The following is a 23,232-nucleotide window of genomic DNA, read 5'->3' on the forward strand; positions in this document are numbered from 1 at the left end:
CAGCAGCAGCTTCATTACTCTATGCAAGCGCGGAGGCAAGTTCTCTAGTCGTTCGCACCAAAATGCGAACCATCTCAGAAGCTGCAGTGGATATAAATCGGGTTAAGCACCGGGACACGCAATGCCCCGACCTCCAGGCGGCCCAGGATAGTAAGCGGGCTGTCCCGCAGACTGTCAATGGCGCAGGAGACATGGAAGTCGGGCATTTCCAGCCAGACGCCCGGGGCCATTGTCAGCGGTTGAATTGATTGGATGATATACTCCCCAGTCGCCTTACCATTGGTAAACCATTCCTCCCCGGTGAATGACCAGCCCGATTTCCGACCGTCTGTCCCGTAGACGCTGAAGGCGGGAATAAGCTGGGGAGACAGAATTTTGCCGCTGATGTCACAGGAACGGGACGGGGAGACGGACAGGATGATGCGAGGCTGTTCGATCGGTTCGGTACCGGCGTTGCGGAAGAGCATTATGACGAAGACGGACACGCGTTTTGCATCCGTGTCGAAGTCGACCACGGACTGGAATAGGCATTCTGCCCCTGGGACGGCAGCTTGCAGTTCGGTCATGCGAAGCACCTCACTTTATGCGTAATCGGATAACACGGCGAATCCGAAGCTCCTCCTCCAAGGTGGAAAGGCGCCGCTCCAGATCGGCAATCCGGGATTGAACCCTTTGCCGAGACTGCTCCAACTGCTTCTGCTCCTCCTTCAAGGGCGCGATACGGCCGATGAGCTGCTCGACGGAGGCGAGGGCCCGCTTGGCGAAGTGAATGCTGGAGTGGAAGTCGCACTTGGCCCGGTAGGCGCCGATCTCCATCCCGCTCAAGCGGATCGCCTCCCGAATGGAGGGGCCATCGGTAATCCATTGCGGTTCCGGCCCGCCGGAGCTTGCTTCGGTGACTGCGCACCACGGGATCGGATAGGCGGAGGCGCTTACATACAGCCTCCCCCAGATGTTCGCGGCAAGATCGTACTCCAGGCGGAAGATCATATCCCCCGCGGCCCAACTGAAGCGGAGACGTTCCTGATCGGCACCGCAGGCGATGACGGAAGCGGGAGAGGAAGGAATGGCGATCGCTTCTTCGGCGATCGCGAGCCAGCTTCCGTCCGCTTCGGATTCGTAGTTGGCAAACGCGAGCTGCCCGGCGGGGAGCCGGATCAGGAGACAGCGGGCACGTTCTGGTACGGGCACGGTGCCGACAGGCAGACGGACGAGGCACGAGGGGGCGCCGGCGTCCGTCAGTGGCAGATTCATTCCTTCTCCGACCGCCTTCCATGAGCCGGACGCGGAATCATAATTCCAGCGGCACAGAAGAAGCCTGCCCTGTCTCATCAGCAGGCCGCAGATCGAGAGGGTGCGTTCGGTCGTCAGCCACTGCATGGCGATGATACGATCCGCTTCCGCCATCACCGCAGGCCCGTTCCAGTGGATCCCCGTGAGCGCTGTATGCTCGGCGTGCGAAGCATACTGCAGCAAGAGGTGAAGCCGGTTCGAGCAGTGGGCCAGCTTCAAGCCGGTTAGCCCGGCGTATTCCCCGGGCAGCTTGCTGGTCTGAAGCCCCTCCTGATCGGGAGGAAGCCGGGCGTGCACCAGTTCCCGATGCTGATTAAGATATACAATATGGACGTAGTCCTGAGCATCCTGACATACATCATACATGCCAGCAGCCTCGGCCAGCCGCAGCTCCGCTGTCCGGCCGCACCGGCTGTGCTCCAGCAGCTCAATGACTAGGCCGTCTCCGTCCTGACGAATGACGGACATATGGCTGCCATTTGCCACCCAATAGCGAAGCTCCATACCTGTTTCCCCCTTCTCTGACCGTATTGCCTCTCTTCATCGTATTCGGTGGATGGGAGAATTAGCTCTCCGGGTCCCAAGGCGAACTTGGCTCCTCCAGGCGATCCGTGAGCTAAGGTCATACGCACAGGCAAATAAGGGAATGTACTAATACACTAATTCCAGTATTATCCGCAAGTGCTGGAGGGATTCTTATTGATACTGATCCAAAGGCTCTACTTGTTGTTCCGATTGGAAGGCGAGCCATTCATCGCAGAATTATATAGGCAACTGCTGAACAAAAAACCGGAACCGAACGGCATCAGCCACTTCACCCGGCTGCTTCAAGCCGGCCATAGCAAGCTGTCGATCGTGGTCAGCTTCCTTCGCAGCAGTGAGATGAAGAAGAACATGGCGCAGGGAGGAGGGGGCTACAACGAGCATGCGGCTCTGTGCTACACCTTCTCCGGCCTGCTTCGGACCAGAGGAGAGGCCGAATTTGTCCGCGATCTATACGTGGAGTTGCTCTGCCGCGACGTCGAAGACCAGGCGCTCATACATTACCAACGTATGCTGCGCTACGGAAGAAGCCGCATGTCCGTCCTACTCGGCATACTTACGTCGCCGGAGTGCCAGACCCTGCTCGCGCAGCCGGAGTTCCCACGCTTGAACGGCCCGATTGAGTTCGGCAGCTTCCAACTGGCTCCTACGGAAGAGAGCGGGGAGAAGCTCCCTGCCCCGCTGGCTCCGCCGCTAGAGCGCAAGGTCTCGATTGTCATCTTGACGTGGAACGGATGGGAGCATACGAGGCGGTGCCTCGCTTCTCTGGAGAAGACGGCCCGTCACGAACGCCTGGAGATCGTGGTATTCGATAACGGCAGCACCGACGGCACGCTTTCTTACCTGCAGAGCATCCCCTGGATTCGGGTGATTGAACATGGCGCGAACATCGGCTTTACGGCAGGCAACAACCTGGCTATGGCCCATTGCGATCCCGACAGCGATATTCTGATGCTGAACAACGATATTGTGGCGAAGGAGCCTTACTGGGTGGAACGGTTGCAGGAGACGGCCTATTCGGATCCGCATATCGGCGTCGTCGGCTGCCGGCTTCGCGGCGACGATCGATTGCTGCAACATGCAGGCACCTATATATTCACGGAGACATGCTGGGGGCAGCAGATCGGCGGTCTGGAGACGGACATCGGCCAATATGCGTCCGTACGGGATGTACAGGGAGTCGTCTTCGCCTGCGCTTACGTGAAGCGGAGCATTCTGGAGAAGTTGGGCGGTCTGGATACCGATTATTTCGCCTACTTCGAGGATACCGACTATTGCCTTCGGGCACTGGAGCGGGGCTACCGGGTCGTCTGCGACGGCCGTGTGACGCTAACTCACTCCCAGAACACGACGACAAAGGTGAATCAAGTCGATTTCTCCGGGTTGTTCGAGCAATCGCGCCTGATCTTTCGGGACAAATGGCAGCCTCGGCTCGAAGGAAGCTATGAGAAAAGGCTGAATTGGCATTCCATCGTGAATGCGCCAACCGGCTACGCAACATCATCCAAAAATTTGATGATCGCGCTGGACGAGAAACGGATTAAAATGCATTACCGTTATGTGTACGGCCCGGGCACCCCGCATGCTGCGGAAGAGCCTTCAATGAGCGATGATTACCGGATCAATATTTTTCGCATGCGCCATGCTGATCCGAATGCGCCGGAGGTCGTCTATGGACAAGGGAACGTCTTTTACAAAAACGAGGGCAAGTACAAAATCGGCTACACGATGCTGGAGGTGGACGGAGTTCCGGAAGAATGGGTCCAGCAATGCAATCGCATGGATGAGATATGGGTACCGTCCCAGTTCAATGCCGATACGTTCCGCAGCAGCGGGGTAAGGGGCCCCATCCGCATTATGCCGCTCGGCGTCGACCCGAACTATTTCCATCCTGGCATTCGCTCCGCCCGCTTCTCGGACCGGTTCACGTTTCTGTCGGTATTCGAGTGGGGAGAACGCAAAAATCCGTTGGATATGCTGCGCACCTTCGCCAACGTATTCACCCACGACAATGTTCTGCTCGTATGCAAAATCATGAACGCAGACCCGACGATCAATGTGCTGGCCGAAATCCGCAAGCTCAATCTCAAGCATGCGGAATCGAAGATTATGATTTTGTACAATCAGAAGCTCCCGTCTTATTTGCTCGGAAGCTTGTACCGGTCCGCGGATTGCTTCGTATTGCCGACCCGCGGCGAAGGATGGGGCATGCCGATACTGGAGGCGATGGCGTGCGGACTGCCCGTCATTGCCACCGACTGGAGCGCGCAGCGCGACTTCCTGAACGAACGGACGGGATATCCGATCCGGGTCAAGCAGCTCGTACCGGCGGTTGCGAAATGTCCGTACTATACCGATTTCCGTTGGGCCGACCCGGACTATGAGCACTTGGCGTATTTGATGCGACATGTATACGAGAACCGAGAAGCAGCACGGGAACGCGGACGGAACGCTGCGCAGGAAGTGATGTCCCGCTGGACGTGGTCGCATGCCGTGCAGCATATAGCCGACCGCATACAATGGATATGAATGGAGAGTGACAGCAATGCGTTACATCGTTGGTATCCCGTATGTCAACCGGCTTGATCTGCTGAACCGAGCGGTTGCCAGCATTCGCCCCTATTGGCCGCATACGTACGTATTGGATAACTCGGCGGATTCCGAGCTGAAGGGCCATATCTTATCCGAGATGGTGAACGTCATCCATCCGCCTGTCCCACTGACCTTTACCCAGTCCATGAACTGGTTCCAGCGGATTGCCGCTGAACAAGGGGCGGACGCGGTCATGTATATGCATACGGATGCCGAGGCTCATCCCGGAACCCCCGAAGCCTTCCTTCGCGTGGTAACGGATCTGAAGCAGAGCGGACGGAAGTGGGGGCTAGCTATGACCAATTTCGATGCGCTGGCGGCCTACAATATCGATGCGGTGCGCGCGGCGGGGCCATGGGATACGGTGTTCAGCAGTTATTTCGCAGACATCGACTATCACCGCCGGCTTCGGCTGGCAGGGTATGAGGAGATTTCTACGGGGCTGCCGGTAGAACATCATGTAAGCTCTACCCGCAAGTCGGATCCCCGCCTCAACTTCCTTATCAATATCACTTGGCCGCTTTACGAGCGGTATTACGAGCTGAAATGGGGAGGACGGATGGCGGAGGAGACCTACTCGGTTCCCTTCAATCTGGCCACGTGACAGCGGATTTCACAAGCACCTACGCAAAGGAGGCAAAAGCAATGCGCCTGACCGACATCAAGCGAACGTATCAGGCGGTATACAGCCTGGGCTCGAACTGTTATCCGGCACAGCGGCTGGAGCGGTATGGCCTGCGGCCCTACAGTGGTGTAATTGATTGGATGTACTCCCATTCAATCCCAGGCCTGTGCCTGCTGCTTCGCAACCGGTTTGCCAAATTTATGTACTCCGACCATATCGAGGTGGACGGAACGGAGTTCAACGGCCATAATTATTCCTTGCTGGATCGCGTCTACGGGGTGCAGTCGGTGCATGATTTTCTGGTCGCGGATCAACAGGAGGGGATTGTCCGCAAATATCCGGAATTCCAACAGACGCTGCAGCGGAGAATTGCCCGCTTCCACCGCCATATCGAGCAGGCGGAATGGGTCTTCTTCTTCCGGCTGCATGCCTCCCATGAGGAGGCGGCGGCCTTGGAAGCGGCGCTGGCCTCGATCGTCCGGCACCAATTCCGCTTGCTCGTCGTCAATCCGGGGGTCGATCGCCGAATCGTGGAGCTCGATTGGCCACTGGCGCATACGTGTGCGGTGGAGGCGCCGATCGCCTGGGATGCGGACAGCGATCGGGCGTGGAACGAATTATTCGCCGACTTCCGCTACGAGGCCCTGTCGGGATAAGAGAGGGCTTGCAGGTTCGGCTGCCTGCGGCCCACCGTCCGGCAACTTGCGCGGAGCACAACGCACAAATCGCCAGCTTCCAGGGAAGCTGGCGATTTTGCATGTACGCCGCAAGCATTATGCCTGCTGCGTCAGCCTGGCGTGGAACGCGTTCAACAGATTGTTCATGACGCGGGGCCAGTTGTAATGCTTGGCGGTCTCGAACCCGTTGACGACGAGGAATTGGGAGAATTCCGGGTCGGACAGCACCCGGACGATCCCCTGGGCCACACCATCGGCGTCGCCCTTGTTGACGAGGAGGCAGTTCCAGCCGTCCTTGCAAAATTCCTCATTGCCCTCCGCCCTCGTCGTGACGACGGGAGCCCCGCAGGCCATCGCCTCCAAAATCGGGAGCCCGAAGCCTTCGTGGTAGGAGGTCTGCACGAATACGCCGCAGTTGGCATACAGGTAGGCCAACTGCCGATCCTGCGGGTTCGGGAAATGGTAGTGAGGGATGCCTGAAATGCCAGGAGGCTCGACACCGAACGTGACGAAGGAGGCGTGCGGCAACTGGCGGCATGCTGCCGTCACGGCGTGCACGGTGACGTCGAAGCCCTTCAAATGCTGGCTGCGGCGGCTGCAGGCGAGAATGCGCTGCGGATCGTAGTCATGGGTCCGGTTCGGTTGGTAGATGTTGAAATCGACGGCAATGGAGATGTTGGTTGCCTGTTGATGGAACCGCTCCACCAGCTGTCGGGTCGTCCAATCGGCAATCGTCAGCATTTGGACCGGGACTCGGTACGTTTGGCGGACCCGTTCCTGCATATCCGGCCAATTCGGATAATAGCTTTCTTCAATATCCTGGACGAGATAGAACGGAATGCCGCGCCCGCCTCTGCGCCAATCGCAGCTGTGCCAGACGACGGACAGCGTCTTCCACCACGTTGCCACCTTGATGCAGTCCATCCATTTCAAGGTGTGCAGCATCGCGCGGTAATTCGGGAAGCGGCGCACGGGGATTTGCAGCGGGAACCAGGAAGGCTGGCCGTCCAGTGCGAGCAGATGAACCTTCACGCCCATCTCATGCAGCCGGTTCACCTGCTCCAGCACATTGCGTATGCCGCCAGACAAGCCGGTAAGCTCCAGTACATAGACAACTTCAAGCGGCGTGCTCATTGGATGTGATAACCTCCCCATTTGGCCCAAAACGTTTTGCGGGCCTCCATTTCTTTGACTCGCCAATACCGGTTTTTATTCGCTCGCGTCGTCCCGCGCGTAAATCCTTCATAATGCAGGGCGCAGGCCGCGCCACTGTAGATGACGCGGAATCCGTGCTGTCTGGCGCGGTAGCAGAAGTCGACATCTTCGTAGGAAATGAAGAATTCCTCCGAGAAGAGGCCAATCCGATCGAACACTTCCCGCCGGATCAGCATCAGGGCGCCTGTGACGCAAGCCGCATCCTCCACCGCTTGCGCGGGAGGATGATCGGCGGGCTGGAAGCGATAACGGTGATCGAAATTCCCTTTTGGCCCCTGAATGACGCCGCCATGCTGAATCGTCATGTTCGGATACAGCAGCCGCGCGCCGACGATGCCAACCCCCGGAGAGAGTTGCATCGCCGCCAGCATATGCTGCAGCCAGCCCGGCTCGTGGAAGATGATGTCGTTGTTGGCGAGTAGCGCATAGCTCCCGCCAGCGTGCTTCAAGCCCAGGTTCACAGTCCGGCTGAAGCCTTCGTTGGTCTGCTTGGGGATGAAGCGAATGTTCATCAAGGCGGCCCAGGCGGCCAGATCTTGTTGGATCGGAGGCGGGCTGCCATCATCGACGACCATGATCTCGTGTGCTTCATGGGCCGTATTAATGAAGCTGTTGACACAATGCTTAACCAGATCCGTATGATGGATCGTCGGAATAATGAGACTTATCATACAGGTGGATTCTCCTTTTACCGGCTGTCTAGTTCCTGCAATCGCTGCAGCATGCGCAAGGAACTGGCCTCCCATGTATACATTCCGATGACGGTATGGCGGCCAAGAGCGGCCTTGGCTGCGGATTCTTGCCGATGGGTATGGACGTGGCGCATCAGCCGGCGAAGGTGGGTGACGCTGGGCAAGGCCCACAGCAGCCGGGATTGCGACGGCAGGAACGGAGTGAACCGCTCCACATCGATCAAATAGCCGTTCTGATCGTTGACGAAGTCGAGGTGCGCCGACCAGCGGGTCGTGATGACAGGCAGGCCTGCGGCCATGGCTTCCATCACGGTCATGCTCCAGCCCTCTCCCCGCGTCGGCAGAACGTAGCTGTCCGCGCAAGTATACAGCCGGGCCAGATCTTCCTCGGACCAGGAGTGGATCGTGGACAACAGGATGACCGATTCATTCGCCCGTCCCGTCAATTGCGAGGCGAGATTATTGACATAGGCGTGCTGTCGGCCGATCTCCTCAGCCGTCGAGGCGCGCGTCTTAAGGATCAGGCAGACGTCTTTGGATGGAGCGAACTCCGTCAGGAACGCTCGCAGGAGAAAATCAATGCCCTTGCGTTCGTCGAAAGAGCAGACCGACAGGAAAGCGTACTCCCGTCTGCCGGGAATCGGGAGCGGAGGCGCACCCGGGTGATACACCTCCGGATCGACGCCGTAAGGCATGACTCTCAGCTTATGGGGCGGCACGCCCGAGTGAATGAATGTGTCCCGATTGAAGGTGGACGGCACCCATACTTCATCCATCATGGAGCAGCGCCGCGCCCAGGTGAAGGACAGGCGGTTGCATTCGAACATCGTCATGCCGATGGAATACCGGGCGGGATCCCGGAAAAAGGCATGAGCCGGATAATGGAATAGCACCGTATGGCGCGATGCCAAAGGACGATGCATTAATGCCGTCAATTCAGCCGCGACGGCTGGCGCCATGGGCGTATGAACCGCTTCGGGATGAACGGGCGAGAATTTGGGATATACGCCCCGGCGGATGAATTGAAGCAGCAGTTGCCGATTTGCTTTCGCATAACCTGTCGGCTCGAACAGGGTGCCTATATTGTGGATGGAAGTCTCTCCACTCATCTGCTTCCCTCCTTAGGATGGAGGATGGAATTTAGAGATAGCGCTGGAGGTCCTGCTCCTCCAGACGGGCGACCAACGCTTTGATATCCTGTGTCCGGTCTTTGCGGCAGACGAGGACAACATCATCAGTTCCGACAATGATCAGATTTTCCGTCCCGATTGTCGTGATGAGTTGCCCCGGCTTGCCGTGAATAATGCAGCCGCTCGTATCGATGCCTTGATGGAGGCCGTGAATGATGTTCCGGGATAAATCTTGCGGCTCGGCCCGCTCCAACGTGTTCCAATTGCCGAGATCGTCCCACCCGTAATGAACGGGAATCATATAGATGCAATTGCATTTCTCGATGACTCCGTAATCGATAGACTGGTTCTCGATCTGGCTGTAGTGCGAATGGAGTATGCATTTATCCGGCGAAGGCTCCATCAGCACTTCCTTCATTCTCATCAAAATATGATGCAGCTTCGGTAGATGCTGCTCGAGCAGATGCATAACGGTGGAGGCCTTCCAGATGAAGATGCCGGTGTTCCAATAGTGTCTGCCGTCGGCGAAGATGCGCCCGGCCAGCGGCAGCGGCGGCTTCTCGATGAATTGCTCCACCGCCGTCACCTGCAGGCCGGGCATCGGTTCGGCCCCGGGCGCTACCCGGATATAGCCATAGCCCGTCTCCGGGCGGGTTGGCCTCACGCCAAGCGTGACGACGCAAGCTTCATTCGCGGCGCGTTCCACTCCCGTCTGAAGCGCGGCATGAAACGCTTCCGGATCCGATACATAATGATCCGACGGCAGGGTGATGAGAACCGGATCCTCGTCTCGCAGCAGCATATGGAGCGCGGCCAGGCCGATGCAGGCGGCCGTGTCCTTAGCCATCGGTTCCACGATAATATGCTCTGGCGGAAAAGAAGGAAGCTGTTCCCGAATCAGAGAAACATATTCTGCGAGCGACACGATATGGATATGTTCAAGCGGCACACGGTGCAGCATGCGCTGCAGGGTATCGGCAAGCATGGATTGCGGGTGAAGGATAGGCAAAAACTGCTTTGGCCGGGTGGAACGGCTAAAGGGCCAGAAGCGGGTGCCTTTCCCTCCTGCCATGATCAAGGCTTTTACCGTTGTCATGAGAACCACCTCCTGGGAACGGACTAGAGATGAACCTGATATCAGAGAGAATTATTACTACATATGTCCCAGAAGGGGAAAAGGGCACGGCGAACGTCCGGCGGATATTGGCGCCGCTGCCGTATGAGATCAGGCATGGCTGTCTATGATAAAATAAGGTAGAGTAGATTAAGAGCATCGTTGCGTTTGCAGGCGAGTACGAGATAGACAACTAGAGGTGAAAACATGCAGGATATATCGTTGGAGCAATGCCTGGCGAAGCGCGCCGCTGGCGCGTCGCTGGTTGATGTTCGTTCTCCGGGTGAGTACGCGGAATTCACCATACCGGGGAGCATGAATATTCCGTTGTTCGCGGATGAGGAGCGGGCCGAGATCGGCACGATTTATAAGCAGGTGAGTGTAGAAGCCGCCAAGGAACGCGGCCTGGCCATCGCTTCGGCCAAGCTGCCTGCGCTGTACGCGCAGTTTCGCGATTTGAAGGGACCGGTCGTCATTTATTGCTGGCGCGGCGGAATGCGGAGCCGCACGATGGCTACCGTGATGTCACTGATGGGACTGAAGACGTTCCGGCTTCACGGCGGCATCCGTTCTTACCGCCGATGGGTGCAATCGACGCTGTCCGCGTACCGGCTGCAGGCCCCGTGCATCGTGCTCGCTGGCCATACCGGGACAGGCAAGACGCAGCTTCTGCAGCGGCTGCGGGAGGACGAATATCCCGTGCTGGATCTGGAGGGCTTGGCAGGGCACCGCGGATCGATCTTCGGACATATCGGATTGGAGCCGAGCAACCAGAAGAAATTCGAGGCGCTGCTGCTCGATGAACTGCTGAAGCTGGAAGCGGAGAAGAAGCCTTATTTGCTGATCGAAGGGGAGAGCCGCCGAATCGGCAAGGTCGTGCTGCCGGAATTCCTGGTGGAAGCGAAACGCACCGGCACCGTTTTCACCGTGCGCATGCCGGTTCAGGAGCGCGTCCGCAATCTAATGGCCGACTACCAGCCGGAGCAGCATGCGGAGAAGGTGAAGGAATCGTTCGAGTGGATTCGCCGGCGCATGCATACGCCTGCTGCGCGCGAGGTGGAGTCCGCGCTGGAGGACGGCCGCTATGACGACGTTGCGGCGCTGCTGCTGGAGTATTATTATGATCCGCGCTATGAGCATGCGGCGCTCCAATACGATCGGGAGCCTATTGTCATCGACGCGGCGGATGTCAATGATGCCTATACGAAAGTGGTGCCGCTGCTGCGTGGACGCAATGTTCCGCCGGCACGTTCCGTCTAAATGAGGAAGGAAACAGGATAAAAATGCCGAAGCGGGATGCGATTGCGCTCCATGCGAATGATGCGGGCGAAGTCGGACTGGGGTTAATAAAAAAAGCGAAACGGCGAGGTATGCCCTCGCCGTCTCTAACGAATCAATTGTAACGTATATATATAACGTATGTTGAATTAACGAATAATAAAGTTATGGATAAATTATATTATCGCTTATTGTCGGTGTCAATCTAAATTTTATGGAGTCTGTACTGCAGTGAGTAAAGGTGTAATCCTAACTTTGCCAGCCTGAGACAATATGATTGATTTTTTGGCTTCTCCGTTAGAAAGGTACTTCGTACCTGTTGTAATCAAGTTTTGAATTTCTAGTCGTTCAAGCAGCTCGCTTGCTTGTTTTGTCGGCAAGCCAAAAGACATTGTAAATTGCTTTTTTAGGTACTTGGAGCCTAAATATAATTCAGTTTCCTTAAATTGAGCATGCCAAGAATTTATTATCAACAATGCCTTATCTATAAGTCCTTCTACTTCATATGTCTTTACATCGACATTCAAGAGTTTCAATAAATCCTCACTGTAATGGGGATAGGTGGTTATATCCACGTGCTTGGGAGCAGAATCAGAGGTGTAATAAAGCTCTACGCGGATACCTTTGTAAACGAGTCTGCTTATTACTGGAATCATATCGCTGTCAGCTGTTACAATAACGTAACATGTAGTATTGGGATCTTTGTATGTGTGTTCTATAGCGTCTATACAAAGTTCAATATCTGAAGAATTTTTTCTTTGATCTACATCTTTCCCATTGGAATAAACATGCCGTAATTGTACTCGTTTTTTCTGAAGACTAGTTAAATCCGTTTTTATCTTTTCAAAATCTGCATATGCTCTAAAGGTTCTTACTTTATCTTTCCCGTATCTATTCCATAGTTGGTCAAATAAATTCTTTTCTGGTTCTAGGTGATTCGGATGATGTGAATGATTTTGAGTCAGACTCCAGTACACGTTATCATAGTCCACGAATATAGCTACATTGTCCATCTTGCTTTTACTATGCATAGCTTTAAATGTATTTACTGTGGATTTTCCAATTAAATCGCCAAGTAAATTAATAGCAGTTGGGCCGTCTAATGAATCACCTCTCTGGGAAGCTCTATCATCTACATAAACAACTTCTTCTGCTTCCATTTCAACGCGGGTTCCCTTTCCTTTTGTTTCCTTACTTGAAGCTTGTTCAATTGACATGTTACCCCCGTTGCCAAAAGATTGTAAAAGTCTATACATCTATTGTTTGCTTCCTGCTTCTACGTGCCTGCTTTTGCCTAAAACGGATATTCGTTAGCCTTCGATGTAGCAAACGTACGGACTTCTCGACTTTTACAATGTTGCATGTTTTGACAAAACGGTTCCCTCCTTATTCATCTCGTACTTGCGAGAAACTTGTCGCTGCAACCTACGAAGACGTTTCTCGGCTTTCTTCCCTGCTTTTGCTTTGTTGATATTTCGGAACGTCATGCCATTAGATATAAAATAATTCGACGTTTTCCAATAAAACCCTTCCCAATCCACAAATAAATACTTTTTTATAAAATAAGGATATAATAAAAAAGAAAACCAAAATCATGCGATTTGCCGGATTCAGTACATAACTACCCAACTATAGTGATATGGCTGTTGAGGAGTGACTGGCGTGGTGGAAGTGAAGAAAATTGCGGTTATTGCGGGGGACGGCGCGATGGGCGACTTGGCGAATTGAATACGACACAGGAGGCATGCACGATGTGGGAACGGAGGCAAAGAATGCATGCCTTCTTGCTATTCAAAGAATCTGCTCAGGATGCTTCGGCATCCTAAAGCTAGATATACGCCAGCACGCTATCGCGCTTAACGGGCAAATGAGCAGCGCGTCAAGCCCGACAGCGCCTGAAGGAGCTCCTGGGCCGCATGGTCAGGGGAGAAATGTGCTATCGTATGCTGCTTCGCGATCAGTCCCTTCAGCGCCGCCTCATCATAGTGCGACAGGACGTGGCGCAGAATGCGTCGCAGGTCGCTGCCCGACGGCTCCGCCCACAACTGATCGGCTTGATACCCGTTGTAATAATGTTGCGGTTTGACGGGCACCAGATGATAAGGAATGACGAAGCAGTTGTATTCATTTAAGAAATCCATATGGCCGCCCCATCCGGTCGCAATGACCGGAACGCCTCTCATCGCTGCTTCCAGGACCGGATACCCGACGCCCTCTCCCCGGCTTGGCAGGACGAAGGCATGGCTGCTCCGGTATAACGCATCCATTTCCATCTCGCTGCGCAGCTCTAGATCAATATAGACCGGAGCGGGAACATGGGGGAGCCGCTGCTCCTGCTTCATCCGCTCGACTTCATGCAGTACATCTGCGTTGCCGGCGGTCTTGATGATGAGACATACTTGATCGGCCGCCGTGAACTCGTTCCAGAATGCCTTCAACAGCACGTCGATACCCTTGCGCTCAATCCAGGAGCAGACGCTGAGGAAGCGGAACGGGGGCAAGGCGTAAATATAGGGTGGCGCAGCCTGCGGGGAAGGCGGGCGGTACGGCTCCATCAGGCACGGCCGTATGTAAATCAGGGGAACCGTAACGCCTGAATTGCGGAATACGCCGATATTATGCGTGCTAGGCAAAAATACGCCGCTCATTTGATTGGCTTGCCGAACCCAAGAATTCGGTATTTTCGAGGTTTCCCAATAGGTAAATCCGAAGGAGGGACGAATTCTTCTCTGCCACATCTCCGGAATGTAGTGATAAATATGGATCCGCTGCCGGGCCGATGGAGGCTTGGCTTGCAGATGCTCCAAGACGTCCCGCTGCTCCTGCGGAAGCTCGATTGGGGGAAGAGCGGAATGGCTGACGAGCTTCACGTCGGCGCCGCGATCGTGGAGAGCCATGACATATTGTCTGGTTGCCTTCGCATAGCCGGTTGAATCGAATGCATTGCCGTGCCACACAATTTGAGCCATCGAACATTACCTCCCTTATTTTTCCAGAATGACACTGTCCACACATTTTCGGGCTCTGCCCCGCATATTCATTAACCATGTTGAGGATGGAATTCAGTTCATGGGTCATACGCAGCGAGGAGGACCGGCGACATGAAGATTGTGATATGGTGCGCACATCTGATTTCCGTAGGCGGGGGGGCCCGGCTGCTGTCGAATTTGCTGCCTGCCATGGCCAGGCAAGCAGGCATTGAGCGGGTCAGGCTCGTCATCTCCGCCGAGACGCAATTCCGCGACAGGTTGAACGGCATAAGCAATCCGAAAATGGAGATCGCCTATTTCAGCGGAAGCATTCAGTCGGCGGAAGGGCAGGACCTTCTTCAGGATACGCATGTCGTTTATTTTTTTTGGCCGCACGGGCCTGAATATGTCCCGATTGGGCTGCCGACGATCTGCACGTTTCATGATACGACGGTGCTTGATTATGTGCCCCCGTTTTTAAGTGGCTCTGTCGTAATGCATGTCTGGAGGGCCGCCAAGGAATGGTTGGATAACATGACGTCTATCGTCGTCTCCTCCCATCATGTCAAGGGCAGGCTGATTCAGCATTTCGGCCCTTCGTGCGAAGCCGCCACCGTGATCGAGCATGCGATCGTACCTGCCCCGACATTGGCGGCAGGCGAACTGAGCCCGGGCGCAGCCGCCCGTATCCCGCAGCAATATATTTTGCACCCGAGCAACATTTCTCCGCACAAAAACCATTACAATTTGCTCCTGGCTTACTCCCGATTTCGTGAAACGTATCCGATTCCCCTGATATTGTTCGGGCATAATACGGAGCTGCTGCGAAGCGTGCCGCCGCTATGGCCAGATCAGATGTACATTCCGACGCTGGTGTCGCTCATCCGCCGGACGGGTCTGAAGCTGGACGAACATATTTATCCGCTCGGCTTCGTCCCGGACAACGATGTCATTCCGCTTGTGCGTCAGGCCCAGGCGCTGATTATGCCGAGCCTGTCGGAAGGCGGCGGGAGCTATCCCGTGGAAGAAGCATTGAAGCTGGGCGTGCCCGTGCTGTGCTCCGACATCCCTGTTATGCGCGAGCATCTGTCAAGGCACAGCGCCGAGGTCGTCTGGTTCGACCCGGAATCGCCGGACGCGATCACAAGGGCGCTTGAACAACTGTTCGGCAATTACGCGCATTACAAAGCTTCCGCGATGGGCGGCATTCACGATTCTTCCGAGACGTGGAACGATATCGCCCTCAAATATATTCTCGTCTTCCATCGCGCTTATCAGAAATATCACCGCTTGTAATGGAGATGATTCAGCCGCCTGCCGCGGCGGCGAGCTTGATGAGGGCGTAATATTCGGCGGCGACATCGTTCCAGGAGCGCTGCATCGCATGGAATATCGCGGACTGCTGACGGGGCAGCAATTGATTCCGGTGCAGCCACAGCCCGCGGATGGCGACCTCCATTTCCTCCAGCGAATAGGGATTGAAGGCCAGAAATCCTTCCATATCCTGAATCAGTTCTTGTGTTACTTCAAGCTGACTGACCGCCACCGGAGTTCCCATCGTCAACGATTCCATTATCGGAAACGGACAACTGCCTTCAAACAGCGTGGGGACAATGGTGCCGACGGCATACTGGTACAAGGAAGGAATATGGAACTTCGGAATCCGGCCGATAAAGCGGACGCTGCTGCGAATTTCTTCATTCTGGCATTGCAGGAGAAGCTGTATCACTTCGGCCCGCTTCGGGTTGTTGCTCAAATCATCAGTAAACACGAGACGCAGGCGGGATGCGAATCCGTCCGGCGAATGCCTGTACCGGAGAAAGGCGGCGATAAGGCGCTCGAAGTTTTTGTGAAGACGGAGGACCGACGGGAATACAATATAAGGCTCGAAGAGCTGATACGCCGCCCGGAATGCCGCTTCAGGAACAGGAGGGAAGGACTGGTATTCGCTGCTGGGCGGGGCCAGGCGAATCACGTGGGTCTTGGCCAGAGGCATTCCTCCCAGGGCGACGGCGTGATGCAGTCGGACATATTGAGAGCTGGATACGATGGCCGCAGCTCTGTCCATCACATCGTAGGCATTACGATCAACCCAGTGGCAGAACTCAGGCTGGATAGAATAATACAAATCTCTGAATTGGTGATGGACGAGATCGTGCAGGCATAGAATGTATGGCTTCTCTAGATGCAAGGCCAGTTCGAGCGAGACGATGGGAACAATCCATACCTCAACGGGAACGTGACCATTTATCCAGCCCATGTTATTGGAGCCGACAATCCGACAGCGGCCCGGAAAGCGGGCATTCAATCCATCGAATGTGTTGCGGGTGTCGCCTTCATTGTACTGCGTCGTTGCAATGTGAACGACCGTATCGTGGCGTATCGTCAGCAAGCCTTCGATAAGCCGGTACAGAAATCTACCAATTCCTTCCCCCTCGAGGGCGAGGGGATGGGGGTAGCCCAGGAAGACGCCGATCTGTGTTACAGGAATGCTCCCGCTTCTTCCCGTTGCAGCCTGATGCAACTGCTGCGGAAGGGGAGGGAGATTCGGTCTGGCAAGAAGCCGCTGGCATTCCTCCGACAAGACGAAGGTCCTTAGCAGCGCCTTGCGCGGGGTTCCGGAAGAGAGCGTGCGCGAATGCCCCTCCATCCCCATCGGATCAGGGTCACGCCCAAGCAGTTCTGCATATAAAGAGTGAAGGAAAAAGAGTGGTTCAGCAGTATAAAAGGATTGAATCCGGCTGGCGAAGGTGCCTTGCTGCTGGGGAATGAGCGTGATGGCCGGTCGGTGGTACAACTGTTCGGCTTCCTCGCTGCACATCACGCTCACCGCGACCGTGACCTTGCCTGTCCGCAGGGACAGAAGCCTGCCGTAATGCTGCAGCTCGGCTTCTCCCGGTTCCCGGTGAAGCATCTGAATGTACATATGCCGGATAAAATCATTCCCTTCCCGTCGCAACAGCTCATATAAGTGATGAATGATTCGATTATGACGGCTCAACCTTCTCCCTCCCTTCCAGCTTTAGGATTCTGTGTCTAACGCACGCTGCAGCTTGCCGCCGATCCAATGAATGTCCTCTTCGGTCAATTCCCCGTGGCTCGGCAGATTTATCCCTTGCGCAGCGACTCGATTCGCGACCGGGAACTCCGTATGCGGCTGTAGATGCTGATATGGCGGAAGAAGGTGCATCGGGTAGAAGAACGGTCTCGTCTCAACACCATCCTCCTTCAACCGCTTCATGACCCGGTCCCGCTTCGCTTCCGGGCACCCGTTCAATACGACGCTCATCATCCAATAAACGTTTTTGGACCATACCTTCTGGACCGGCAGCGTGATTCGTTCATCATACTGTAGGCTGTCGTAGTAATGCATCGCTACCCGAATGCGCTGCTGGATATGCCAGTCAATATTTTCGAGCTGCGCGCAGCCGATCGCGGCCTGGATATTCGTCATGCGGTAATTGTAGCCAATGACCGTATGCCAATATTTTCGGGACTTATCCATGCCCTGCCCCTTGAACAGGCGAATTTTCTCGGCGATATCGTCATCATCCGTCGTAATGATCCCGCCTTCGCCCGTCGTAATGATTTTATTGCCAAATAAGCTGAAGGCGGCCGTATGGCCGAGAGAACCTGCTCTTTTTCCCTTGTATTCGGCGCCGATGGCTTCGGCGGCATCCTCAATGATAAATAAACCGTGCTTCTGCGCCGCTTGCATAATCGGGTCCATATGAACGGGATGGCCGTACAGATGGACGGCAATCATGCCCTTCGTTCGGGGTGTAATCTTCCGTACGACCGCCTCCGGATCCATGGTCCATGTCTCCGGCTCGGAATCGACGAACACCGGTGTCGCCCTGCAATACACGACGGCATTCGCTGTGGCGGCGAAGGTTAGCGTAGGAACAATCACTTCATCCCCCGGACCGACTCCGTGTGCGATAAGCGCCAGATGGAGCGCGGTCGTACCGTTGCTGCAAGTAATCGCGTGCTTCGTCTGGCAATAAGCGGCGAACTGCTGCTCGAACATGCCCAGATACGAACCGTTGGAAGAGATCCACGTCGAATCGAGACAATCGGCTACATATTTTTTTTCATTCCCGTTCAGAATCGGAGCTGCTATAGGGTAATATTTCTTCATGTATCTCCCTCCGACATTCAAGACTGCTTACCGTTCAAAATGTTTGATGACGCGGGCCGGCACCCCTACGGCGAGGCATTGATCGGGAATATCACGGACGACGACGGCGCCTGCCCCCAGAACCGACCATGCTCCGACCGCCATGCCGTCAATCACCTGGGTTCCGGTACCAAGAAAGGAGCCTTCCCCGACACGCACATTGCCGGATACATGGCTTCCCGGAGCGACATGGCATGCTTCTCCGATAACAGATTCGTGATCGACAGATGCGCCGGTGTTGACGATGACGTAATCCTGTATGCAGGCTTCTGCATTGATCACAGCCCCCGGCATGATGGCGATGCCTGACCCAAGGCTTGCCGATGGGGAAATATAGGCATATCGGCTGATGGCGTTGATAAGGGTGTAGCCGATGTCCGCGGCGGTGCGGGCCATCTTCCTGCGAATGCGGTTGTCGCCGATGGCCACGAACGCCTGATGGATCCCTTGCGCATACAGCTCCGGCAGGATCGAATCATCCCCCAGGACGGGAACGCCGGTCACGCAGCCGCTTCCGGCCATGGAAGTGCAGCCGACAAGGTCGACGGTGGGAGCGTCGCGAAGGATGTCAATGATGACTTTGGCATGCCCGCCCGCCCCGATCATGATCGTCCGCTGGCTGTCAGACAAGGCTCATTCCTCCTGTCTATCGGACTGGATATGGTATATGTATGATTGCAAGCTAGAAGAAGATTAGGCCATCGCTAGTGTTGCGGATAAAATAGTTATTTGTCGATAGAGAGAGGGGGATTGTTCCGTATGGCAAAGATGGGGGATGCGGACATCTAGATCCCCTCGTGATACCATTAATATTGACATGCTTATTGGCCAATGATAACATTTAATGGAAGTAGTTATATATACAATGGGCAACCTAAGTTATGAATCGTGACATTTTGACATCGCTCACAAGGAGGAATTCGACATGGCAGAACGCTTGGTTGGCAGACCTGCGCCAGAATTCAAAATGGAGACAGCACACGGGGACGGACAAGGCTTCGGCGCCGCTTCGTTGTCCGATTACCGCGGCAAATGGCTCGTATTATTTTTCTATCCGCTTGATTTCACATTCGTATGCCCGACAGAGATTGCCGCTCTCAGCAGCGCAGCGGAAGCATTCAAGAAGCTGGACACTGAAATTCTCGGCGTATCGGTCGACTCCGTGCACACGCACCGCGCGTGGATCAACACGCCTGCGGATGCCAATGGCCTCGGCCGCCTGAACTTCCCGCTCGCCTCCGACATCAAGAAGTTGGTTGCCTGCGACTACGGCGTCCTAATCGAAGAGGAAGGCGTAGCGCTTCGCGGTCTCTTCATCATCGATCCGGAAGGCGAAGTGAAGTACCAAGTCGTGAACGACAACAATGTCGGACGCAGCGTGGACGAGACGCTGCGCGTGCTGCAAGCTCTGCAATCCGGCGGTTTGTGCCCGATCAACTGGAAGCCTGGCGACAAGCATCTGGTTGCCAACTAATCGAAATGTGAACATACCGGCGTTCCGTTGCCTTCCGCAAGCGTGCAAAGGATGAAGCAGTTGACCCGGATCTCGTCCTCAAACCTAGCAGAAGATGAGCCATTGGCAGGATGATAGAGGAAATCGTTGTCTGCTGCTAGTGAGAATTCTCATTCTCTCTAGCATCATCATCATCTCTTGCAGGTGCGTCTAAACGCCTGCCATATGAAGCACACGCTTCAGCTTGTCAATGTCTACGATCAGGTTATCGGCGCCGCCGATCGGCTTCGGCGGCTGCTCGATATCACAGAGCACCTCGAAGTAGTTCATCCCGGCGTGATTGCTTATTTTCCAGAAATAGCCATCCACAACGGTTACCGGCGTCAGTTCGATCAGGGTAGATCCTGGATTGCAAAACGCTGCATTAATGCTTCCGCTTCCGAACGGAGAGACGATAACTTGAGCGGAAGAGTAAATAGAAATTTTATCCACTGTGGATAACGGCGTGAGTACAATGCGGACAAAGCCCTTCTCGGCCAGCACTTGCATAACTTCCTCTTCATTGATAACGTAACGGGCGTGCGCATCCTGCCGGCTGACATAGATTCGCTCATAGCCAGGACGGGGAGGAATGGAATGAGCTTCTTTCAGGCGGGAACGGATGAACGGATTGGCCCAGCGGGGACACCCGCCCAGAAGGAACGGAACGGCAGGGACGACCAACTTGCGCGCGACCAAATGGAAGTCGTTGCGTTCGACTTGAATTACCTTATCCAGCGGAAAACCGAGCATTTGCAGCGATTCATATTGAAAGGGATGCGTCAGTTTGCCAATCAAATAGTTGTCGATAGCGATTCCGCTTTGCTCCAGCAGATGAATCCGGGGCAAAATATCAAAAAACCAGTGCCCGAAAATGGCTTGCGTATATGCGATGCCGGGAATATTCCAGCCCCATATCAAAGTGGCCACTGTCTCCGTTGTATATTCCGGCGGCGGAAGCTCGGTGAACGGGTAGGGGTAGGCAAGTTCCACGTCAAGAAGCCGCCTGTGATCGGGGGTCACGATGTATCCGTTCCCGGTCATGACTCTCCCTTCCGGAATGACCGCCACGAAGGCTTCCTCGAAGCGGCATGCCGACGGCCAACGGGACACGTCCACCCCTTTGGGCGCAGGCAACACGATGGTTTCCTCCGGGTAAATGATTTTGTACCTCTCTTGCAACCGTTGAAGATCAGAGGCATCTCCGGCAGCCCAGTCTCGCGTCCGGTGATAGAAAAGATTAGGGATCGTATTCATCAATCCAGCCCTCCTTGTGCAGATTGGCGGCCGTCTTGCCGCAGAGCAACGGGCAACATCCCACGCGTTCGTCTACGCTTGTCCCGCGGCATAGTTCGCCACAAGCGCTTCTTGGTTCTCGATCAGCGGCAGCCATTCGGCAGGACATCCTTTGGGGAACAGGACGCCGAGTCCGCAGGAATGAGTGAACGTGAGATGGGGATGTCCCTGAAGCTCTTCCCACAGTTGGTATACGCCGAAATCTCCCATGCGAATGACGATGTCATGGAACAGTACGATTCCGTTCTGGGCCAGCTTCGGAAGCCAGATGGTATAGTCATTACGAACCGCGTCGTAGGTGTGATACCCGTCAATATGGAGGATGTCGATGAATTCGTCGGCGAAATAATCAACCGCCCCGTTGAAGTCGCTCCGCACCAAGGTGCCGATATTCGGAAATTCACGGGCCGTAACGGCCTGAACCGCTTGGAAGACGGTATCGTTATAGTTGCCGACATGCAAATCACCCTTCCACGAATCGATGGCGAAGCAGTGTGAGTGTAGTTGTCCGTCCTTCACCGCTTGGCAGAAGGTGAAGAACGAGGTGCCGTACAATGTGCCCAATTCCACGATGATGCGGGGCCGGGCGAAGCGGACCAGATCATACGCGAACCGGCGATGGCCGGACCAGGCTCCATTCGTCATGAACAGTTGCGGCAGCTCCGGCGCGGAATCTGACGCGAACAAGGGCTGGTGATAGTGCCATTCCATCCTAGAACACCGCCTTTATCGAATAGTAGAGTCATTTCATAGAGTATGCAGGGGGAGCGGCGGCGGCAAGGGCAACTAAGAGGGGGGAGATACACATTCGGACGCAGTGACAATACTTTGATCTTGTTCTTCATAGGGCACACCCGTCCGCAGCAAGATGAAGATGATGCGAAGCATCAGGTGAGCCAGTGCCATATTTGTTTTTTTCGGTCCACGCCGCGGCACCTTATTGATTCTCGGAACCAACTGTGGTACCTTTTTCTTAACTTGCTAAGATAAGCGGTCAACTAGATGTTCCCATTCTGAACGATTTTGTAGATACGATTCATTTCCGCTGTCACGTCGTTGACCACCGAGTGAGGTCACGCAGATTTCGAGATATCTCCCGGCGGCACGAACTCGCTTCGCTCCAACCGCAGCGCAGCAATGGAGCGATCCAGATAACGTCCTTCCCTGTCTGTTTTTTTTGCCTGGCACATTTTTGATTCGCTGTGAGTTCACCAAGACAAGCTCAGACGAAGCATCCATCAGGTTCCATACCGGCTTCCCATAAACGCCGGCACTCTCCATGGCAACATGCGTACATTCTCTCTCTCCAATAGTCAGTCACCCTGCACACCGTTCCCATATCGCATCCATACCAGCTTCATTCCCTTGCCTTTGATTGAACAGATCATGCAGCAACGAGAGGTGTACTTTTGTACACGTGTTCAGGGCAACCATCGGCGGTGCTCAAGGCTGCATTAGGCGGGATGTGGCTTGCCAAAAAGAATTCGACCTTTGCTCTGCCTATCTTTACTTGCGCAGAAGAAGCTCAAATTGGCAACCCTCATTTTCATTCCTTGTGGTGGCCGACAGGCCATGGGGGTTCTCTGTAAATCGTGTTGTGGTGACTTCATTCAACAAGAAAAGGTCTTCCTTTTTCTATTTATCTATTTACACAACATATTTTACGCCCTCATACAAGTATATAAATCAACAAAATATATGAATATATTTAAAAATTACTATACATAAATTTGAGTCTTATGATATATTGATAGGGCCAGGATATTATAACATCTAAGGGCGTTATTACATACATTGTTGAAAATTGTCGAAAAAATACTGGCTACACTATGAAAACAGTTCACAAAGGAGAGATTAAAAAGTTATGGAAAGTATGAAACAAAAGAAATTACTTCATGTTCTTTTAGCATCAGCGGTGTTGACCTCTTTGACATTTCCAACTTTCATGGATCCCGTGATGGTGAAGGTGGCTAAGGCGGATGGTAACAGTGAAAATCCAGCACCAGGATTAGCTAGCGATACAGCAACGTTGAATGGAGACAAATTGACACTGACGTTCAATGGTGCGTTAGATAAGACCTCTGCTGAAGAGGAGGCTAACTACAAGGTTGAGAAGGAAGATGCTCAAGGAACCTT

The 23,232-nt window shown here is 54.5% G+C and carries 20 protein-coding genes and 1 pseudogene; 7 read left to right on the forward strand and 14 right to left on the reverse strand.

The genetic code is table 11. From position 1 onward, the window contains the following. Nucleotides 1-74 precede the first annotated feature (74 nt). Both PPOP_RS15310 and PPOP_RS15315 read right to left on the reverse strand, forming a co-directional pair. Nucleotides 75-566 (reverse strand): hypothetical protein, encoded by a 492-nt coding sequence (locus PPOP_RS15310; protein ID WP_006287454.1) that lies wholly within the window; start codon nucleotides 564-566, stop codon nucleotides 75-77. A 10-nt stretch (nucleotides 567-576) separates the two neighbouring features. Beyond that, nucleotides 577-1,797 carry a hypothetical protein gene (locus PPOP_RS15315; protein ID WP_006287455.1) on the reverse strand — a complete coding sequence of 407 codons (1,221 nt, stop codon included), beginning with the start codon at nucleotides 1,795-1,797 and terminating at the stop codon, nucleotides 577-579. 195 nt (nucleotides 1,798-1,992) lie between these two features. On the opposite strand from PPOP_RS15315, the gene PPOP_RS15320 reads away from it, so the two are divergent. From PPOP_RS15320 to PPOP_RS15330, 3 genes are read left to right on the forward strand one after another with little or no spacing between them, the layout of a single operon-like run. After that, a complete protein-coding gene (locus PPOP_RS15320) occupies nucleotides 1,993-4,365 on the forward strand; it encodes a glycosyltransferase (protein WP_042229151.1) in 2,373 nt (790 codons plus the stop codon). A 16-nt stretch (nucleotides 4,366-4,381) separates the two neighbouring features. Beyond that, nucleotides 4,382-5,032, forward strand: coding sequence for a glycosyltransferase family 2 protein (locus tag PPOP_RS15325; protein ID WP_006287457.1), 651 nt, complete (start codon nucleotides 4,382-4,384; stop codon nucleotides 5,030-5,032). Between the two features lie 41 nt (nucleotides 5,033-5,073). Then, nucleotides 5,074-5,709 (forward strand): DUF1796 family putative cysteine peptidase, encoded by a 636-nt coding sequence (locus PPOP_RS15330; RefSeq protein WP_006287459.1) that lies wholly within the window; start codon nucleotides 5,074-5,076, stop codon nucleotides 5,707-5,709. 117 nt (nucleotides 5,710-5,826) lie between these two features. On the opposite strand, the gene PPOP_RS15335 is transcribed toward PPOP_RS15330, so the two are convergent. The 4 genes from PPOP_RS15335 to PPOP_RS15350 are packed head-to-tail and all read right to left on the reverse strand — an operon-like array spanning nucleotide 5,827 to nucleotide 9,863. Continuing rightward, the gene (locus tag PPOP_RS15335) at nucleotides 5,827-6,864 is read right to left on the reverse strand and encodes a glycosyltransferase family 4 protein (protein WP_006287460.1); all 1,038 of its coding nucleotides are present in this window, start codon (nucleotides 6,862-6,864) and stop codon (nucleotides 5,827-5,829) included. After that, complete coding sequence (locus PPOP_RS15340) at nucleotides 6,861-7,616, reverse strand: glycosyltransferase family 2 protein (RefSeq protein WP_006287462.1); 756 nt, start codon at nucleotides 7,614-7,616, stop codon at nucleotides 6,861-6,863. The genes PPOP_RS15335 and PPOP_RS15340 overlap by 4 nt, the downstream gene beginning before the upstream one ends. Nucleotides 7,617-7,633: 17 nt before the next feature. Beyond that, nucleotides 7,634-8,746: a glycosyltransferase family 4 protein gene (locus PPOP_RS15345; RefSeq protein ID WP_006287464.1), complete on the reverse strand. Its 1,113-nt coding sequence runs from the start codon at nucleotides 8,744-8,746 to the stop codon at nucleotides 7,634-7,636. A 31-nt stretch (nucleotides 8,747-8,777) separates the two neighbouring features. Next, nucleotides 8,778-9,863: a mannose-1-phosphate guanylyltransferase gene (locus tag PPOP_RS15350; RefSeq protein ID WP_006287465.1), complete on the reverse strand. Its 1,086-nt coding sequence runs from the start codon at nucleotides 9,861-9,863 to the stop codon at nucleotides 8,778-8,780. A 225-nt stretch (nucleotides 9,864-10,088) separates the two neighbouring features. On the opposite strand from PPOP_RS15350, the gene mnmH reads away from it, so the two are divergent. After that, on the forward strand, nucleotides 10,089-11,141 hold the full coding sequence (gene mnmH, locus PPOP_RS15355) for a tRNA 2-selenouridine(34) synthase MnmH (RefSeq protein ID WP_006287466.1): 1,053 nt from the start codon (nucleotides 10,089-10,091) through the stop codon (nucleotides 11,139-11,141). 230 nt (nucleotides 11,142-11,371) lie between these two features. Here the strand turns inward: mnmH and PPOP_RS15360 are convergent, their stop codons facing one another. The 3 genes and pseudogenes from PPOP_RS15360 to PPOP_RS15365 all read right to left on the reverse strand — a co-directional run bounded on the left by PPOP_RS15360 (nucleotide 11,372) and on the right by PPOP_RS15365 (nucleotide 14,128). After that, nucleotides 11,372-12,376: an NYN domain-containing protein gene (locus tag PPOP_RS15360; protein ID WP_042229165.1), complete on the reverse strand. Its 1,005-nt coding sequence runs from the start codon at nucleotides 12,374-12,376 to the stop codon at nucleotides 11,372-11,374. 82 nt (nucleotides 12,377-12,458) lie between these two features. Next, a pseudogene (locus tag PPOP_RS24490) lies at nucleotides 12,459-12,640 on the reverse strand (RNA-guided endonuclease InsQ/TnpB family protein); the annotation flags it as partial. A gap of 375 nt (nucleotides 12,641-13,015) precedes the next feature. Continuing rightward, complete coding sequence (locus PPOP_RS15365; RefSeq protein ID WP_006287470.1) at nucleotides 13,016-14,128, reverse strand: glycosyltransferase family 4 protein; 1,113 nt, start codon at nucleotides 14,126-14,128, stop codon at nucleotides 13,016-13,018. A gap of 132 nt (nucleotides 14,129-14,260) precedes the next feature. Here PPOP_RS15365 and PPOP_RS15370 point away from each other — a divergent pair, with 132 nt between their 5' ends. After that, nucleotides 14,261-15,424, forward strand: a complete 1,164-nt coding sequence (locus PPOP_RS15370) for a glycosyltransferase (protein ID WP_006287471.1) — start codon at nucleotides 14,261-14,263, stop codon at nucleotides 15,422-15,424. Nucleotides 15,425-15,434: 10 nt separating this feature from the next. Here PPOP_RS15370 and PPOP_RS15375 read toward each other — a convergent pair whose 3' ends face one another. From PPOP_RS15375 to PPOP_RS15385, 3 genes are read right to left on the reverse strand one after another with little or no spacing between them, the layout of a single operon-like run. After that, the gene (locus tag PPOP_RS15375; protein WP_042229154.1) at nucleotides 15,435-17,129 is read right to left on the reverse strand and encodes a DUF4214 domain-containing protein; all 1,695 of its coding nucleotides are present in this window, start codon (nucleotides 17,127-17,129) and stop codon (nucleotides 15,435-15,437) included. 21 nt (nucleotides 17,130-17,150) lie between these two features. Then, complete coding sequence (locus PPOP_RS15380) at nucleotides 17,151-18,269, reverse strand: DegT/DnrJ/EryC1/StrS family aminotransferase (RefSeq protein WP_006287473.1); 1,119 nt, start codon at nucleotides 18,267-18,269, stop codon at nucleotides 17,151-17,153. A gap of 27 nt (nucleotides 18,270-18,296) precedes the next feature. Then, a complete protein-coding gene (locus tag PPOP_RS15385; protein ID WP_006287474.1) occupies nucleotides 18,297-18,938 on the reverse strand; it encodes an acetyltransferase in 642 nt (213 codons plus the stop codon). 295 nt (nucleotides 18,939-19,233) lie between these two features. Between PPOP_RS15385 and PPOP_RS15390 the strand changes: the two genes are divergently transcribed. Beyond that, on the forward strand, nucleotides 19,234-19,782 hold the full coding sequence (locus PPOP_RS15390; RefSeq protein WP_006287475.1) for a peroxiredoxin: 549 nt from the start codon (nucleotides 19,234-19,236) through the stop codon (nucleotides 19,780-19,782). Between the two features lie 189 nt (nucleotides 19,783-19,971). On the opposite strand, the gene PPOP_RS15395 is transcribed toward PPOP_RS15390, so the two are convergent. Both PPOP_RS15395 and PPOP_RS15400 read right to left on the reverse strand, forming a co-directional pair. Then, nucleotides 19,972-21,057: a glycosyltransferase family 61 protein gene (locus PPOP_RS15395; protein ID WP_006287476.1), complete on the reverse strand. Its 1,086-nt coding sequence runs from the start codon at nucleotides 21,055-21,057 to the stop codon at nucleotides 19,972-19,974. A 72-nt stretch (nucleotides 21,058-21,129) separates the two neighbouring features. Further along, nucleotides 21,130-21,807, reverse strand: a complete 678-nt coding sequence (locus PPOP_RS15400; protein WP_006287477.1) for a class I SAM-dependent methyltransferase — start codon at nucleotides 21,805-21,807, stop codon at nucleotides 21,130-21,132. Nucleotides 21,808-22,960: 1,153 nt separating this feature from the next. Between PPOP_RS15400 and PPOP_RS15410 the strand changes: the two genes are divergently transcribed. After that, on the forward strand, nucleotides 22,961-23,232 hold a 272-nt coding region (locus PPOP_RS15410; RefSeq protein WP_042229158.1), incomplete at its 3' end, for a hypothetical protein.

This window comes from Paenibacillus popilliae ATCC 14706 (genome assembly GCF_000315235.1).
In the GTDB taxonomy this organism is placed as follows: Bacteria; Bacillota; Bacilli; order Paenibacillales; family Paenibacillaceae; genus Paenibacillus_B; species Paenibacillus_B popilliae.